At 65.4% G+C, this 14528-nt stretch carries 11 protein-coding genes and 1 pseudogene; 6 read left to right on the forward strand and 6 right to left on the reverse strand.

Annotated elements, in window-relative coordinates; all coding sequences use genetic code 11:
- The first annotated feature begins 140 nt into the window (after nucleotides 1-140).
- Genes GXN78_RS32500 through GXN78_RS32510 form a run of 3 tightly spaced genes read left to right on the forward strand, consistent with a single transcriptional unit; the run spans nucleotide 141 to nucleotide 3551 of the window.
- Nucleotides 141-1568, forward strand: coding sequence for an aldehyde dehydrogenase family protein (locus GXN78_RS32500; RefSeq protein WP_343231036.1), 1428 nt, complete (start codon nucleotides 141-143; stop codon nucleotides 1566-1568).
- Between the two features lie 4 nt (nucleotides 1569-1572).
- A complete protein-coding gene (locus GXN78_RS32505) occupies nucleotides 1573-2346 on the forward strand; it encodes an enoyl-CoA hydratase/isomerase family protein (protein WP_106554419.1) in 774 nt (257 codons plus the stop codon).
- A gap of 11 nt (nucleotides 2347-2357) precedes the next feature.
- Complete coding sequence (locus tag GXN78_RS32510; protein ID WP_239142978.1) at nucleotides 2358-3551, forward strand: CoA transferase; 1194 nt, start codon at nucleotides 2358-2360, stop codon at nucleotides 3549-3551.
- A gap of 20 nt (nucleotides 3552-3571) precedes the next feature.
- Here GXN78_RS32510 and GXN78_RS32515 read toward each other — a convergent pair whose 3' ends face one another.
- Nucleotides 3572-4504: a LysR family transcriptional regulator gene (locus GXN78_RS32515; protein WP_106554417.1), complete on the reverse strand. Its 933-nt coding sequence runs from the start codon at nucleotides 4502-4504 to the stop codon at nucleotides 3572-3574.
- Between the two features lie 163 nt (nucleotides 4505-4667).
- Here GXN78_RS32515 and GXN78_RS32520 point away from each other — a divergent pair, with 163 nt between their 5' ends.
- Nucleotides 4668-5531, forward strand: a complete 864-nt coding sequence (locus GXN78_RS32520) for a fumarylacetoacetate hydrolase family protein (protein ID WP_219910050.1) — start codon at nucleotides 4668-4670, stop codon at nucleotides 5529-5531.
- Nucleotides 5532-5798: 267 nt separating this feature from the next.
- Here the strand turns inward: GXN78_RS32520 and ugpC are convergent.
- From ugpC to GXN78_RS32540, 4 genes and pseudogenes are all read right to left on the reverse strand, one after another.
- A pseudogene (gene ugpC, locus GXN78_RS32525) lies at nucleotides 5799-6743 on the reverse strand (sn-glycerol-3-phosphate ABC transporter ATP-binding protein UgpC); the annotation flags it as partial.
- 538 nt (nucleotides 6744-7281) lie between these two features.
- Nucleotides 7282-8223, reverse strand: coding sequence for a VOC family protein (locus tag GXN78_RS32530; RefSeq protein WP_106554416.1), 942 nt, complete (start codon nucleotides 8221-8223; stop codon nucleotides 7282-7284).
- A gap of 26 nt (nucleotides 8224-8249) precedes the next feature.
- Complete coding sequence (locus tag GXN78_RS32535) at nucleotides 8250-10010, reverse strand: FAD-dependent monooxygenase (protein WP_106554599.1); 1761 nt, start codon at nucleotides 10008-10010, stop codon at nucleotides 8250-8252.
- A gap of 16 nt (nucleotides 10011-10026) precedes the next feature.
- Nucleotides 10027-10911, reverse strand: a complete 885-nt coding sequence (locus GXN78_RS32540; protein ID WP_106554415.1) for a fumarylacetoacetate hydrolase family protein — start codon at nucleotides 10909-10911, stop codon at nucleotides 10027-10029.
- A 178-nt stretch (nucleotides 10912-11089) separates the two neighbouring features.
- Between GXN78_RS32540 and GXN78_RS32545 the strand changes: the two genes are divergently transcribed.
- Together GXN78_RS32545 and GXN78_RS32550 are read left to right on the forward strand one after the other, a co-directional pair.
- The gene (locus GXN78_RS32545; protein WP_181360473.1) at nucleotides 11090-11755 is read left to right on the forward strand and encodes an FCD domain-containing protein; all 666 of its coding nucleotides are present in this window, start codon (nucleotides 11090-11092) and stop codon (nucleotides 11753-11755) included.
- A 160-nt stretch (nucleotides 11756-11915) separates the two neighbouring features.
- Complete coding sequence (locus tag GXN78_RS32550) at nucleotides 11916-13412, forward strand: phospholipase D family protein (protein ID WP_239142979.1); 1497 nt, start codon at nucleotides 11916-11918, stop codon at nucleotides 13410-13412.
- A 60-nt stretch (nucleotides 13413-13472) separates the two neighbouring features.
- Here the strand turns inward: GXN78_RS32550 and GXN78_RS32555 are convergent, their stop codons facing one another.
- Complete coding sequence (locus GXN78_RS32555) at nucleotides 13473-14450, reverse strand: AraC family transcriptional regulator (RefSeq protein WP_106554412.1); 978 nt, start codon at nucleotides 14448-14450, stop codon at nucleotides 13473-13475.
- Nucleotides 14451-14528 lie beyond the last annotated feature (78 nt).

Raw genomic sequence — 14528 nt, forward strand, 5'->3', positions numbered from 1 at the left:
ATTGCAGGGATCGTCGATCGTCCCGACCATTGCGGCTTCGAAGCTACCCACATCTGACGGAGACCACCTTGACCCATGGCCACCTCGACGTCCTAGACGATCCGTTCTCGCTCGCTCGCCAGCTGTCCGGCCTCAACCTCGTGGACGGCAAGCTCACCCGACCCCTTTCGAAGCGGACGTTCCCGGTCGTGAATCCGGCGACGGGTCAGCACATTGCAGATGCCGCGGACGCGGACGCACAGGACGTCGAGAACGCCGTCGCCGTCGCAGCCCGCGCCCAGATCGGTTGGTCAAGGCTCGCGGCGCGCGAGCGTGGCCGATTGCTGGCGGAAGCGGCGCGCAGGCTTTCGGCGCACACCGAGGAGCTCGCGCGCCTCGTTGCCCTCGAGACCGGGAAGGCGCTGCGCACGGAGTGCCGGCCCGAGATCAACGCCACCGCCGATGCGTTGAACTTCTTTGCCGGGCTGGCGCCGGAACTGAAGGGCGAGACGGTTCCCCTGAAACCGACCGCGCTCACCTACACCACCCGGGAGCCGCTCGGCGTGGTCGGGGTCATCATTCCCTGGAACGTGCCGGCGCTGATCATGGCCTTCAAGATCGCCCCGGCGCTCGTGGCCGGCAACGCGGTGGTCGTGAAGTCCGCCGAAGAGGCCCCCCTGGGCGTGCTGCGCGTGATCCAGATCCTGAACACGGTCCTGCCGCCGGGCGTGCTCAACATCCTGTCTGGCGACGGGCCGGGCTGCGGCGGTCCACTGGTCAACCATCCGGCGGTGCGCAAGGTCACGTTCACGGGCTCGGTCGAGACCGGCCGGATCATTGCGCACGCGGCTGCCGAGAAGCTGATTCCCGTGACGCTGGAGCTTGGCGGCAAGAGTCCGATGATCGTCATGCCCGACGCCGACCTGGCGCAGGTTGTCGAAGGCGCGGTGGCGGGCATGCGCTTCACGCGGCAGGGCCAGAGTTGCACCGCGGCCAGCCGCATGCTGGTGCACAGCCGGGTGCACGACGAGTTCGTGAGGCGTCTGGCGGAACGTGTCGATGGCTTGGTCATGGGAGACCCGCTGGACGAAGCCACCGACATCGGGACCATCGTTTCGCGCCTGCAGTACGAGAAGGTCAGGCAGTACGTCGAACTGGGCGAGGCGCAGGCAGGCGCCGTCGCGATCCGCTGTTCAAGGCTCCCCGAGGATCCGGCATTGAGGAAGGGCCTGTTCCTCCAGCCGGTCATCTTCACCGGATTGACCAACGAGAGTCGCCTCGCGCGCGAGGAGATCTTCGGCCCTGTCACCTGCGTCATCCGCTTCGATACGCTGGACGAGGCCATCGACATCGCCAATGACAGCGACTACGGCCTGGCAGCCACGGTCTGGACCCGGGATATCAAGGTGGCGTTCACCGCCGCGCAACGCCTGGAAGCCGGTCTCGTGCAGGTGAACCAGAACCAAGTCGCGGGTCCCAACATTTCGTACGGGGGGATCAAGCAGTCCGGACTCGGCAAGGAACTGTCGCTCGAATCGATGGTGGATCACTTCATGCACAAGAAGACCGTGATCGTGAACCTGGAGTGATCGAGTGGCTGCTGAAACCGTGCGTCTGAGCTTCCCCTTGCCGCAGGTGGCGCGAATCGAATTCGCCCGGCCCGATCGAGCCAACAGCCTGCGGCCCTCCGAGCTCGAGGCGTTGCACCGTTGCCTCGACGTCGCCGAGGCGCGCCCGGAGGTCCATGTCCTGGTGATCACGGGCGCGGGCCGGTACTTCAGCGCCGGCTTCGACCTTGCGTCACTGGTGGAGCGAACGCGCGGCGCGGTGGCCGCGGAACAGCTCCAGTCGGACTTCGAGCGGCTGGCCAACCGGATCGAGGCCACGCGGCTGATCACGCTGGCCGCCATCAATGGGCCGGCCATCGGCGGTGCGACGGATCTCGCTCTGGCGTGCGACCTGCGCATCGGCTCGGAGCACACTGCGATGACCATGCCTGCAGCAAGCTTCGGGCTGCCCCTGTACGCAAGCGCCCTGCGCCGCTTCGCGACGCGATTGGGGCTGACGCAGGCGAAGTGGCTGGTTCTGACAGCGGCGCCACTCGATGCCAACGCGATGCTGACCGCCGGCTTCTTGAGCGAGGTCGTTGCGGCCGACCGCTTTGAAGAGCGGGTCTCGGCGCTTACCGGAAGGCTGGCTTCGATGCCCGGCGGGACGCTGTCCGCCATGAAGCGGGCGCTGAACGCCGCCAGTCCGGGATGGGACGACAGCGCCGCGCAGCGGGCGCATCGCACGCTGGTCGACGCGGTCGATGGCGATCTGATCGCAAAGCGCATCGCCGACGCGGTCGCTCAACGCAACTCCTGAGGATGGCGATCTTGAAACTCCAGGCTCGAAGCTCCGGACCGCTGGGTGGCCTTGTCGTCGTCGACCTCACGCGCGTTCTCGCCGGACCCTACTGCACCATGATCCTCGCCGATCTGGGCGCGCGCGTGATCAAGGTGGAGATGCCGGACAAGGGCGACGACGCGCGCCACATCGGCCCCTTCGTCGAGGACGGCTGGGAGTCCGTCTCGGCGTACTTCTTCTCGGTCAATCGCAACAAGGAGTCGATCGCGCTCGACCTGAAGTGCCCCGAAGATCGTGCGGTTTTCGATCGCTTGCTGGAAGGAGCGGACATCCTGGTGGAGAACTTCAGGCCGGGCACGATCTCCAGGCTCGGCTACTCCTGGGAGCAACTCCATCGCAGGCACCCGCGGCTGGTGCTGGCGTCGATCTCCGGATTCGGGCAGACAGGCCCGTATCGGGACCTGCCGGCATACGACATGGTCGTCCAGGCGATGGGTGGAATACTCAGCTTGACGGGCGAAGAGGGCGGCGTCCCGACCCGGGTCGGCGTGTCGATCGGTGACCTGGCAGCAGGCATGTTCGCTGCCATCGGCGTACAGGCGGCGGTCGTCGAGCGCATGCGCACGGGTGTTGGCAGGCACGTGGACGTCGGGATGCTCGACTGCCAGGTCGCCCTGCTGGAGAACGCACTCGCGCGACAGCAGGTCGACGGCAGGACGCCGGCGCCGATCGGTTCGCGTCATCCTTCGATCACGCCCTTCGGGCTCTTCAAGGCCTTGGACGACCAGATGGTCGTGGCGGCGGGCAACGACGGGATGTTCGTTCGACTGTGCGACGCGCTCGGTGCCGCCCACCTGTGCGACGACCCGCGATTCGTGACCAACGCCGGCCGGTGTGAATATCACGCCGACTTGAAGGTCTTGATCGATGCGGCGCTCGCGTCAAGGCCGGTGGCGTACTGGCTCGAGCGTCTTCGCGTGCTCGGCATTCCTTGCGGATCCCTCAACAACGTGGAAGATGTGATGGGCGATCCCCAGGTGAGGGCGCGGGGCATGCTGGTCGAGCTTCCGATCGGCCAGAGCCGCCGGCTCAGCGTCGCGGCCAATCCCATTCAGTTCGCCGATGCGCCGCCGGCGCGACACACGCCGGCGCCGCGCCTCGACCAGCACCGCTCGGCGCTGCTGCAGGAACTCGGCATGGACCGGTCTCCGCTCACGCCATGATGGCGGCGCTTCGCTTCGTCTCAGGCGCTGCTGGCCTCCCAGGCACCGCAACGCCGAACCGCCTCCCGGAACCAGCGCGCGGCGGCCTGGCGATGGGTGCGCTCATGCCACACCATGGAGATGGTCGGGGTCGCGGCGGGGAAGGGCAGGTCGAACACCTGAATGCTGAAGATGCCTGCGTAGTGCCGCGCGCCGGTTCTTGCCATGCTGCCCACCAGCTCGCTGCAGGCGACTGCCTGCGCCAGCCCGAACGCCGTCTGGGTGCGCAGCGCCACGCGACGCCGCAGGCCTTGCTCTTCGAGGGCGCGATCCACCATTACCTCGAGGGTGAACGGATTCGTCGTCGCGGTGCCGCGCCGCACGTGTGCCGCTGCGCCGTATGCCGCCACGTCGAGGGAGCCGTGGATGACGGGATGGTCGGCAGCCACGATGCAGGCGAAGGCGTCCTGGTACAGCTCCACGGCCCGGAGCCCTTCCGACAGATCGACCAAGTAGCCGATCATCAGGTCCACCTCACCGCTCTCGAGTCCTTCGCGCACCCGGCTTTGATCGGGCGCGACGAGGGTCAGCTCCATGCCGGGCGCCTCCCGCCGCACCAACGGCAACAGGTGCGGCACGAGCAGCGCGCTGGTGTAGTCGCTGACGGCCACGGTGATGCGGGACGTGGATGCCGAGGCATCGAAGTCGTTTCCTTCCGACATCAGGCTGGTAAAGGCCTGCAGGGTGCTGCGGACCAGGGCGTGCAACTCGATAGCCCGCGGCGTGGGAACCATCCCGCGTGCCGTTCTCACCAGCAACTGATCGCGAAAGATGTCGCGCAGCCGGCCGAGGGCATTCGACATTGCGGGCTGGCTCAGGTTCATGCGCGCCGCAGCGTGCGTGACGGACCCCTCGGCCATCAATGCATCGAGGCAGGCCAAGAGGTGAAGGTCGACGCTCCTCAGATCAATCATCGCTCGCCTACTCCCGAGATCGTGGCTCCGAAAGCCGCAGGTGACCGGCGACTCTACGGCATCGGACCGGCACGGGCAAACGCCGCGGCTTGCTCGTCCTCCAGTTCCGCAGCTTCAAGCTCGAAGCTGCATTCCCCAACCCCAACCAACTTGAGACTGACCTATGAAACTGATTGCATACCGATCGGCCGCCGAGGGCGACAAGAATCCGACCCAGATGGGTGTGGTGTTCGGCGAGACCGTCGCACCATTGACCTCGCTGGAATCCTTCTATGCCGACATTCCTACCTGGCGTGACAAGGCTTCGCGCATTCGGGAAGGGTCTCTGCCGCTCGCCGGCTTGAGCCTGGCGGTGCCCGTTCCTCAGACATCCAAGGTTATCTGCGTCGCGATCAACTATGTGGAGCACGGCAAGGAGGGTGGGCTGCCGACGCCCGGTTTTCCCAACTTGTTCGCTCGCTGGTACTCGACGCTCGTTCCCTCCGGCACCCCGGTTCCCGTGCCGGCTTCCGAACCGGAAGGAATCGACTGGGAGGTCGAACTTGCCGCGATCGTCGGCGAGACGATGGCGGATGCCACCCAGGAGCGCGGGGTCCGGGGGCTCCTGGGCTACACCGTCTTCAATGATCTCAGCGGCCGTGCGTCGCAGCTGGAGGCGATGACGCTGAGTACCGGTCAATGGGGGCTGGGCAAGAACCTCGACAACAGTGGCGTGATTGGCTCGTTCATCGCCACGAGCGATGCGGTGGACGCCGGCAACCTGCGGCTCACCACCACGCTGGACGGCGAGATGATGCAGGATGGGACGACCGCGGACATGGTGTTCTCGTTCGGGCCGCTGATCGAGCACATCAGCAAGACGATCACCTTGCGCCCCGGCGATGTGATCGCCAGCGGCACGCCGGCCGGCGTGGGATTCGGTCGAAAGCCGCGACGGTATGCCAAGCCCGGCTCGGTCGTGGAGGTGACCGTGCATGGTGTTTGCGCGGCGACGTCACCGGTCGTTGGCAACGCTTTTCGCGTGTAGAAGGCGGGACTCGAAGCGCAGCCTCATCCGAGCGCGCCTTCTACCGTTTCGCACCCATCTACAGACACGTCCGCGGATTCAACCGGTCGATGCGACACACGGGTCAGGCCGCACTGATGGCGCGGGGTGCGTTTTGCATCTCAATCCTGACCCCCTTCGAACCCCGACCCTGCTCATGCTCGCTTGCGGCGGAAGACGCCACCATGCGCACCCCGCTTGCCGCGTCGAAGAGAAGGGACGCTTCCGCCTTCGGTCGCAGGTGCAGCACTCGCCCGGCGCCGCGGCCAGGCGCTCATGGAACAGTGCGATCACTTGCGCATCGCCCAGGCGCAGGACGAGCTGCGTTTCGGAGTCCAGGGGCTCCACGAGCATCACCCACGCGGCCACGCCTTGGCCGGCAGCGCAGGGCTCGAAGTGCTCGGGCCGAATGCCGTAGTTGGCCTCGCGTCCTGCATGCGCGTTGCCCGCACCCGCGGGAATGGGCAGCATGACGCCGGCGGCCGCGAAGCCTTCGGGCGTGCAGCGGCCGGGAATGAAATTCATCGTGGGCGAGCCGATGAAGCCGGCCACGAACTCGTTGGCGGGGCGATCGAAGAGCTCCAGCGGGGATCCGACCTGCTCGACCCGGCCCGCGTTGAGCACCACGATGCGGTCGGCCATGGTCATGGCCTCGACCTGGTCGTGCGTGACATAGACCGTGGTGGTCTTGAGCCTCTGGTGCAGGCCCTTGATCTCGCCGCGCATGACGATGCGCAGCTTCGCATCCAGGTTGGACAGGGGCTCGTCGAACAGGAACACCTGCGGATCGCGCACGATGGCGCGGCCCATGGCGACGCGCTGGCGTTGGCCTCCGGAGAGCTGACGCGGATAGCGCTCGAGCAGTTGCGCCAGGCCCAGGATGTCGGCCGCCCAGCGCACGCGCTCGGCGATCTCCGGGCGCGGCCGGCCGCGGTGCTCCAGCGAGAAGCCCATGTTGGCCGCCACCGTCATGTGCGGATAGAGCGCGTAGTTCTGGAACACCATCGCGATGTCGCGGTCCTTAGGATCCAGGTCGGTCACGTCGCGCTCGCCGATGTGGATGCGCCCGAGCGTGACGGCTTCCAGCCCGGCGATCATGCGCAGCAAGGTCGACTTTCCGCAGCCTGAGGGCCCCACCAGCGCCACGAATTCCCCGTCGTGGATGTGCAGGTCCAGTATCTCCTCGCGCGGAATGGTGAACGAGGTGAAGCGCGTGCCGCTGCCCTCGGTCCGGATGTGCGAACCCAGTGCCACCAGGGAAAAGATCGGCCGGCAGCGCCAGCCCGCGTGCCTTGGCCGCGCGCTCGAGGCGTACCGCGTCGGCCAGCTCGACGCAGAAAGCCGCGGTGACACCGCTGGCCAGCAATGTGTCGAGCTGGTGGTCGTCCGCGGCCGTCGTCTCCTGCAGTTGCAAGACCAAGCGCAGGTCGCTTCCCAAGGCGGCTGTAAAACCCTGCCAGCGATCCGAGGTCGATTCCGCCGGGCCGATGGGCCCGAGGACACCGTCGCCTGGCTGACGCCGGCGAGCTTGGCGATATCTTGCTGGGTCAGGCGGCGGATAGCGGCCATGGTGGTCAAGAGCGTTTGCTAATACTTATTACTGGACAGGTCATGCGCATTATCAAGAGATCGGTTTGGCAATCAAGGGGCGAGGCAGGGATTTCCCTCCATGAGGTCCGGTTCGATCGACTCGCGTTCGGCCCACGGCCGCCTGAACGACTGCCCCTGGCAATCAGGCCTCGCTGTTGTGGATGAAGTAGTCGGGAACTGCCGGGCCCCAGGCATGGAGCGAGTCTTCCGGCGGGAAGTTGCCTGCCGGCCACGTCGTCCCTGCGGGGACGAAGTCGATGTCGGCGGAGAACTCGGCGAAGGAGCCCCAGGGGTCGCGCACGTAGTGAAAATAGTTGGAGCCGAGCACGTGGCGAGCAGTACCCCATCCCTCCCCATAGCCGCCATTGCGCATCTGTTCGGCGCCGAGACCCACCTCGTTGACGCTCGGCACGTCCCACGAACTGTGATGCCAGCCCCGCGCGGAACTCTTCGCATACGCCACGAGATGGTGGTCACAGCCGTGGCGCGCATGATTGAACGCGACGAGGTCTCCTGAGCGGTCCGACAGTCTCAGGCCGAGCGCCTCGCGGCAGAACCCGATGGCTCGCTCGACATCCGGCGTGAACAGCAGGACATGCGAAAGCCGTGTCGGGTGCACCTGCCTGACCTGGCTTCGAGGAACGGACCCGCGCTCGCCCGGGCGACGTGCCACCTCGCGCTGCGGCGGGACGCCGGAAGGCGTCCGCTTGGGACCCATCTTCAGTTGCATGAGATTGCCGTCCGGGTCGTGGAACCAGAAACCTTCCGGCGAGACGTAGGGAAGACCACCTTCGGCCGGCGTCACGCCATTGGCGCCTTTGATCTGTGCCACCAGCCCTTCGTACTCCTCGGGAAAGCAGTTGAAGCTCAGGTAGGCCAGGCGCTTTGCCGGTCCCTGGTAGATGTAGCTCCACGGTAGCGCATCCCCGACAGTACGGAGCGCCAGGCGATGAGCCTCCGGGGAAACCTCAAGGCCGAACAGCGTGAAGAACTCTTCGGCCTTGGCGAGCGCTGGAACTTCCAGCGCGAAGTGGTCGATCGAATGCACGCCGTAGCGCGATTCACCGGACAGGTTGCGTGACATGACAGGCTCCTCGATGGCTGGTCGAGTCAGGACTGAAGCGGCTGGTCCAGCACGCGGCGCATGATCTCCTCCAGCGCCTGCGGATTCGCTGCTGCAGTGCTGTCCTGCTGGCGCCAGGCGATGTGTCGGTCGGGGCGCACCAGCAGGCAGCCCGACTCCGAGATGCCGGCGAGGCCCGCCCAGCGTCCGTACACGTCCTGGGCGTCGCAATTCGGGCCGCCGATCGACACGACGTCGATCGGGACGCCGAGCGACGCGGCGACTCGCTCGGCGACAGCGCGCCAGGAGCTGCCGCCTACGCCGGTGAGCAGCGTGAAGCGGCCGCGGCCCACGAGGTCGAGCGTTGACAGCGCCCCCTGGTCGCGCTGCAGCCATGCGTGCGGCAGGTAGGCGCCGGGGAAGCTGGTCGGGTGGTAGTACAGCTCGGGGTCTCGCGTTGGCAGGGGCCGGCTCGTGCCATCGGACACCACAGCGCACGACGCGTACACCTGTCCCATCTCGACGCCGTGGCAGTTGAACTGGTAGTTCTGCAGCTCAACCGCGTCGCGCAGGATTTGCCGACGCTCCCGCCCATGGGGCGTGTCCTCGAAGAGGTCGTCGACGTTGGCCCAGCCCGCCGCTTCGTCCTGACCAGGCTCGAAGCCCAGGGCCTTGGAGATCGGCAGCATGTCGCGCACCGACTTCATCGCCCGCTCCACCACCTGCTGTCCGACCGGGAGTCGCTCCTGCGTGTAGCTGTCCAGCAGCCCCGTGCCGGCCTGTCCCTTCAGCACCAGGGCGAGCTTCCAGGCAAGGTTGAAGCCATCCTGCACGCAGGTGTTGGTGCCCAGGCCGTTCGCTGGCGGATGGCGGTGCGCTGCATTGCCGGCAATCATCACGCGGCCCTTGTTCATCGTGCGCGCCACGACCTGGTTGATGGTCCACTTCGATACCGCCTTCACGCGGATCGGGATGTCCGGGTCGCCGATCGTCGCGCGGGCGCGCGCCATGACCGCCTCCTCGCTGAGATCGGGTTCGCCGGTGGCCGGGTCGTACATGAACAGAAGCACCCACTCGCTCCATGGGCGCACGCAGATGTAGGTTCCGCTGCCGACCCAGTAGTCGTTGCCTGGCTGGGCCATCCAGTACAGGACGCCCGGCCGGTGGGCGGTGTACTTGGCGAGATCCACCTCGAGCCAGCAGTTGACGGCGGCTCCCAGGCCCATCTGCCCCTCGGTTTCGAAGCCGATTTCCCTGCAGACCACGCTGTTGTCGCCGTCGCAGCCGATCGCGTATTGCGAGACCACCTCGAACTCTTCGCCGGTGATGCGGTCGCGGCACAGCGAATGCACGGTGCCGGCCTCCTGCCGCATCGTGACGAGCTCGGTATTGAAGAGGAACTGCGCGCCGCGCTCGCGCGCCACGTCGAGGAGGATGGGCTCCATCAGGTGCTGCGGGATGTTGCACATCGCCGATGGACTGGACAGGTCGTAGTCGGCGCGCCGCTCCGGGCCCGAGCCCCATGTCTGAAGGCGTGCGATCTCCGTGCCGGCGAAGCTGGTTGCCCAGACGTTGTTGCTCATCAGGTGGTTCGGCGTGGCGACGTGCATCACGCGCTCTTCGATGCCGAGATCGCGGAACACCTCCATCGTGCGCTGGTTGGTGATGTGCGCGCGCGGCGAGTTGGCCGTGCCGGGGAAGCGGGTGATGGTCAGTGTCTCGATGCCGAGCGTGGCGAGGTGGCAGGTCGCGGACAGCCCGGCGGGTCCGGCGCCGACGACAAGCACCGGGACTTCGATCTTGCGCATGAAATGCTCCTTGTCTTCAGCGGGCACTGGCGGCGATGGACTGATTCGCTGCCGATTCCTCGTCGCGAATCGGGTTCCTCAGCAGGCCGATCCTTTCGATGGAAACCTCGACGACGTCGCCCTGTCGCATCAAGAGCTTCGGCTCGCGTGCCCACCCGATGCCCGATGGCGTGCCGGCCACGATGACGTCGCCGACCTCCAGCGTGATGGCCTCGCTGATGATCGAGATCAAGGTGGCCACGTCGTAGAGCATGTCGTCGGTGTTGGCGGACTGCACCACCTGTCCGTTCAGGCGGGTCTCGAGTTGCAGTCCCTTGGCGCCCGGCGGCAACTCGTCTGCCGTGACCACGTAGGGGCCGAACGCGCCGGTGTCGTCGAAGTTCTTCCCGACGGTCCACTGCGGTGACTTGAATTGGTATTCCCGGACCGATCCGTCGTTGAAGACCGAATAGCCGAATACGCAATCGAGCGCGCGGGCCTTGCTGATGTGGCGACCGCCGCGTCCGAGTACCACCGCCAGTTCGCCTTCATAGTCGAGCGAGTCGCTGCACGAAGGGCGCACGATCGGGCTGCCATGCCCGGTGAGGCTCGATGTGAAGCGACCGAACAGGGTCGGGTAGTCGGGCTGCTCGTACGGGCTCTCCTTCGTGTGATCGGCGTAGTTCAAGCCGACGCAAATGATCTTTGGCGGCGACACCACCGGCGGCAGGTAGCGCACCGACGAGGGGTCGACGGGCGAGAGGCTGGTATCCGGCAGATCGCCCAGCGTCTGCAGAGAGGCACCGTTGCGCAGCAGCGCACCCACATCGGGGCCAAGTTCACGCCGGAACGGAATCAGACCGCGTTCGGTCACGGCACCGACGCGCGGGTGCCCGTCGATCAGAAATGTTGCAAGTCTCACTGGATGTCCTTGTCCTGAGGGCGGCGCTGCCGCGATAGGTTGAAATGTAGCTAAAGAGAGAAAAAATATATCTTAGTAGATTCCCTAGATATTCTGGTGCAACTGATGTGAAACGATAAAATCGCTACGAAATCTGGACCAACGCGACATGGAACAAGACGCCACGAGCAGTCGGACGATGGCCTCCGCCCTGGCGGCCAGCATTCGCGCGGACGTGATCAAGGGCGTGCTCGCGCCCGGGTCGAAGCTGCGCATCAAGGAGATGTGCGAGCGCTATTCGGCAGGCCACATCCCGATGCGCGAGGCCTTGTCGCGCCTGGCGACCAGCGGCTTTGTGGTCGCCGAGGACCAACGCGGTTTCCGGGTGTCATCAGTGACAGCCGCAGAACTGGCCGATATCACGGAGACGCGCTGTCACGTCGAATGCGAGACACTGCGCCGTTCGATCGAGCGGGGCGGGCTCGACTGGGAGGAACGCGTGACGGCCACGCACTTCCGGCTCAGTCGTCTGGTGATGTACGCGGCCAACGGATCGGGGGTCGATGCCGAATGGGAGCGCGCGCATGTGGCACTCCATGCGGCGCTGCTCTCGGCCTCTGGCTCGAAATGGCTGGAAACGCTATCGGACCTGCTGCGCGACCAGACCGCGCGCTATCGGCATCTCTCGGTGGTGCCGCACAACCGGCCTGCCGGTGGCCCGGCGTCTGAAGCGAATCGCGATGTGGCCGCCGAGCATCGCGCGATCGTCGACGCGGCGCTGGCGCGTGACGATGTGCGCGCCTGCGAGCTCTTGCGGCAGCACTTTCAGGCCACTGCGGAACTGGTATTGCAACAGACCGCATGAGCGCGCTCCTCGACCGCCACAGCGCAGCGAACTCGCCGGCGAGAAAGTCGAGCAACTCCCGACGCTGCACCTGGGCTTGTTCCTGGCTTGTCTGGTCTTCGCGCTTTCACTCTTGTGTGGGTGTGCGCAGTTGCCCAGTCCGAGCGCGAGACCGATTTCAGTGGCGATTGAAGGCGGTGCCGACACGCTGCTTGGCCGAACCGTGCTCGAGGGGGCGCCCGATGCAACGACGAGCGGGTTTCGCCTGCTTCCGCTGCCGCGCTTCGCTCTCCATGCGCGTGAGGAGATGGTGCGGCGGGCTCAGCGTTCGATCGACGTTCAGTACTACTTGATCGAGGACGATGCGACGGGACGCTTTCTGCTGCGGGCCCTGCGTGATGCGAGCAGGCGGGGAGTGCGGGTACGCATCCTGGTCGACGACTTCTACACGGCGTCCTCGGACGACCTTTTGCTGGCGCTGTCCGCATATCCAAACATAGAAGTGCGCTTGTTCAACCCTTTTCCGGCAGGCCGCGGTTCGTTGTTTTCTCGCTTCGCGACTTCGATTTTCGATCTTGAGCGCGTCAATCGGCGGATGCACAACAAGCTCTTGCTGGCCGACAACGTCGCCGCGATCGCCGGTGGACGCAATATTGCCAACGGCTACTTTCAGCATGACGCCACGTCCTCGTTCATCGACATGGACGTCTTCGCAGTAGGCCCGATCGTGCCGAAACTATCCTCGTACTTCGACTTGTTCTGGAATAGCGAGCAGGTCTATCCGATCGAAAGCCTGGTACCGGCTGCCGGCCCCCCGGCTGAACTGCGAGACCGGTTCGACGCAATGACTCGGACAACTGCCGGCGTGGCCGATCAGTTGGACGCGACCGACCTCCTGGGCCATCGGCCATTGGGCCTTGATCTTGACGCCGGCGCTGCTGCGCTCAGGCTCACCTGGGCTCAAGCCGAGGCCTTCTCGGACATGCCAAGCAAGGTTCTTGCACCCTCCTATCCGGGCCGGCTCCTGACCGAAGCTGACCGACACACGGTGCTCTACAACGTACGCCGATTGGTGCGGGCGGCGCAGAGCGAAGTTGTAGAGACCATGCCCTACCTGGTTCCCGGGCCAGAGGGGATGGAGTCGATTCGCGGCGTGCGTGCGCGCGACGTCAAGTTCAGCATCGTGACGAACTCCCTCGCGGCAGCCGATGAGCCGCTTGTTCATGCAGGCTATCGGCGGTATCGCTCCCGGCTTCTCCGGCTCGGTGTCGACCTCTACGAGCTAAGTCCTCGCGATACGGCCAATGCCTCGCGCTTTGGAACGTTCGGGGCGGCGGGTGGGCGGCTGCACGGCAAGCTGGTCGTGATCGATCGAAAGATTGCATTTGTCGGATCCATGAATTTCGATCCACGCTCGGACTCGCAAAACACGGAACTGGGGCTGTTCATCTACAGCACGGAGATCGCGCAGCAGATACATGGGCTGATCCTGGGCCTCCAGCGCACCGGCGCCTATCTGCTTCGGCTGGACCCGAGCGACTCGCGAATCGAGTGGCTCAGTCCCGAAGACTCGACCGGAGTCAGGCGGCAGGTGTTCCACAACGAGCCGGAAACCACACTCTGGGAGCGCATGAAGCTCGAGCTTCTTGCACCGCTGATACCAGAGAGCATCCTCTGACGGCCGGCGGAATGTGCCGCCGGCTCCGAAATCACAAGAGCGCTTCGAAGGACATGCCTTTCACTTCTGGTGCAATCCTTGCTCCTGACGCAATTTTCCAGGCGTACGGCCGTATCGTGCGAGGCAGGTCCTGCTGAAATGCGACGAATCCAGGAAGCCTGCACGCCGTCCGATTTCGGCCACGGTCAAGTGATTGAACTGCATCGCCCGAAGCATTCGAGCGGCGACCTCGAGCCGCGCATCGAGCAGAATTGCGCCGAAGCTTTCTCCCCCCAGTGCCAGGATGCGATGCAGTGTGCGAGCGGACAAGTCGAGCGATGCCGCGACATCTGCAGCGGTCAACGGCAAGTCCGTAGAGCGCTGGCGAATGCAGTCGACGATGCGGCGTCGCATCTCCGCTTGGCCTGTGATGGCTTTAGGGGCGCAGGCGGGGATTTCACTGGCGGCCATTGCAAGGAGCGCTCCTACCTGATCGATCATCAAGCTTGCCGGCAAGGGGGGGTTGACGGCGGTCTCGGGGGCCAGGCTTGCGATGTAGCTGGACAGTACGCTTCCCCAGACCGACTGCCCGGAGATGCACTGCCCGATCAGCGCTGCGGGATCGGGAATCCAGGTATGAAGCCAGTCCACAGGCAGAGTGATCGTGCGCGTGGAGAAGCCTTCTGGAAGATGCGATGAATACTCGAAGCGCGTATCTATGAGCACGAGGTCTCCGGGCGCGAGGTCGGCTACACCGGCCTTGTGGACGAACTTCCAGCTTCCGACACCGACGGCCAAGTGGTAGACACGTCCGCCGCTCTGGGCAATGTCCCGACGGGTGCGAAATGAGTCCTTCGTCGAGCCTGTGATCGTCGTGACCTTGAGCGTTCCGAGATCGGCACTGCTCATCTCGCACTGGAAGCTGTTCTTGTCCGGGCTTCGAGTGGTGACGGTGATCAGGCTTTTCGCCAATGTCTCCGCGTAGGCGTCGAGCCTCTGCGAGCGAGGCAGGCTTTCAGTCGACCACCGGAAGACGTCTGAGATTTGACTGTCGTGCATCGTGGCTCCTTCCTTGCGGCCAAAAAGTGGAAGGTTCTGCGCGGCGACTCTATCGCGTCCTGACGATGGCGCATACAG

Origin of the sequence: Variovorax sp. WS11 (assembly GCF_010499245.1) — a bacterium.
GTDB lineage: Bacteria > Pseudomonadota > Gammaproteobacteria > Burkholderiales > Burkholderiaceae_C > Variovorax.

Bases quoted from the DNA above. Each gene is read 5' to 3' on its own strand.
- GXN78_RS32515 (WP_106554417.1), bottom strand. From the start codon at position 4,504: ATGATTGATCTGAGGAGCGTCGACCTTCACCTCTTGGCCTGCCTCGAT.
- GXN78_RS32520 (WP_219910050.1), top strand. From the start codon at position 4,668: ATGAAACTGATTGCATACCGATCGGCCGCCGAGGGCGACAAGAATCCG.
- GXN78_RS32530 (WP_106554416.1), bottom strand. From the start codon at position 8,223: ATGTCACGCAACCTGTCCGGTGAATCGCGCTACGGCGTGCATTCGATC.
- GXN78_RS32535 (WP_106554599.1), bottom strand. From the start codon at position 10,010: ATGCGCAAGATCGAAGTCCCGGTGCTTGTCGTCGGCGCCGGACCCGCC.
- GXN78_RS32545 (WP_181360473.1), top strand. From the start codon at position 11,090: ATGGCCTCCGCCCTGGCGGCCAGCATTCGCGCGGACGTGATCAAGGGC.
- GXN78_RS32555 (WP_106554412.1), bottom strand. From the start codon at position 14,450: ATGCACGACAGTCAAATCTCAGACGTCTTCCGGTGGTCGACTGAAAGC.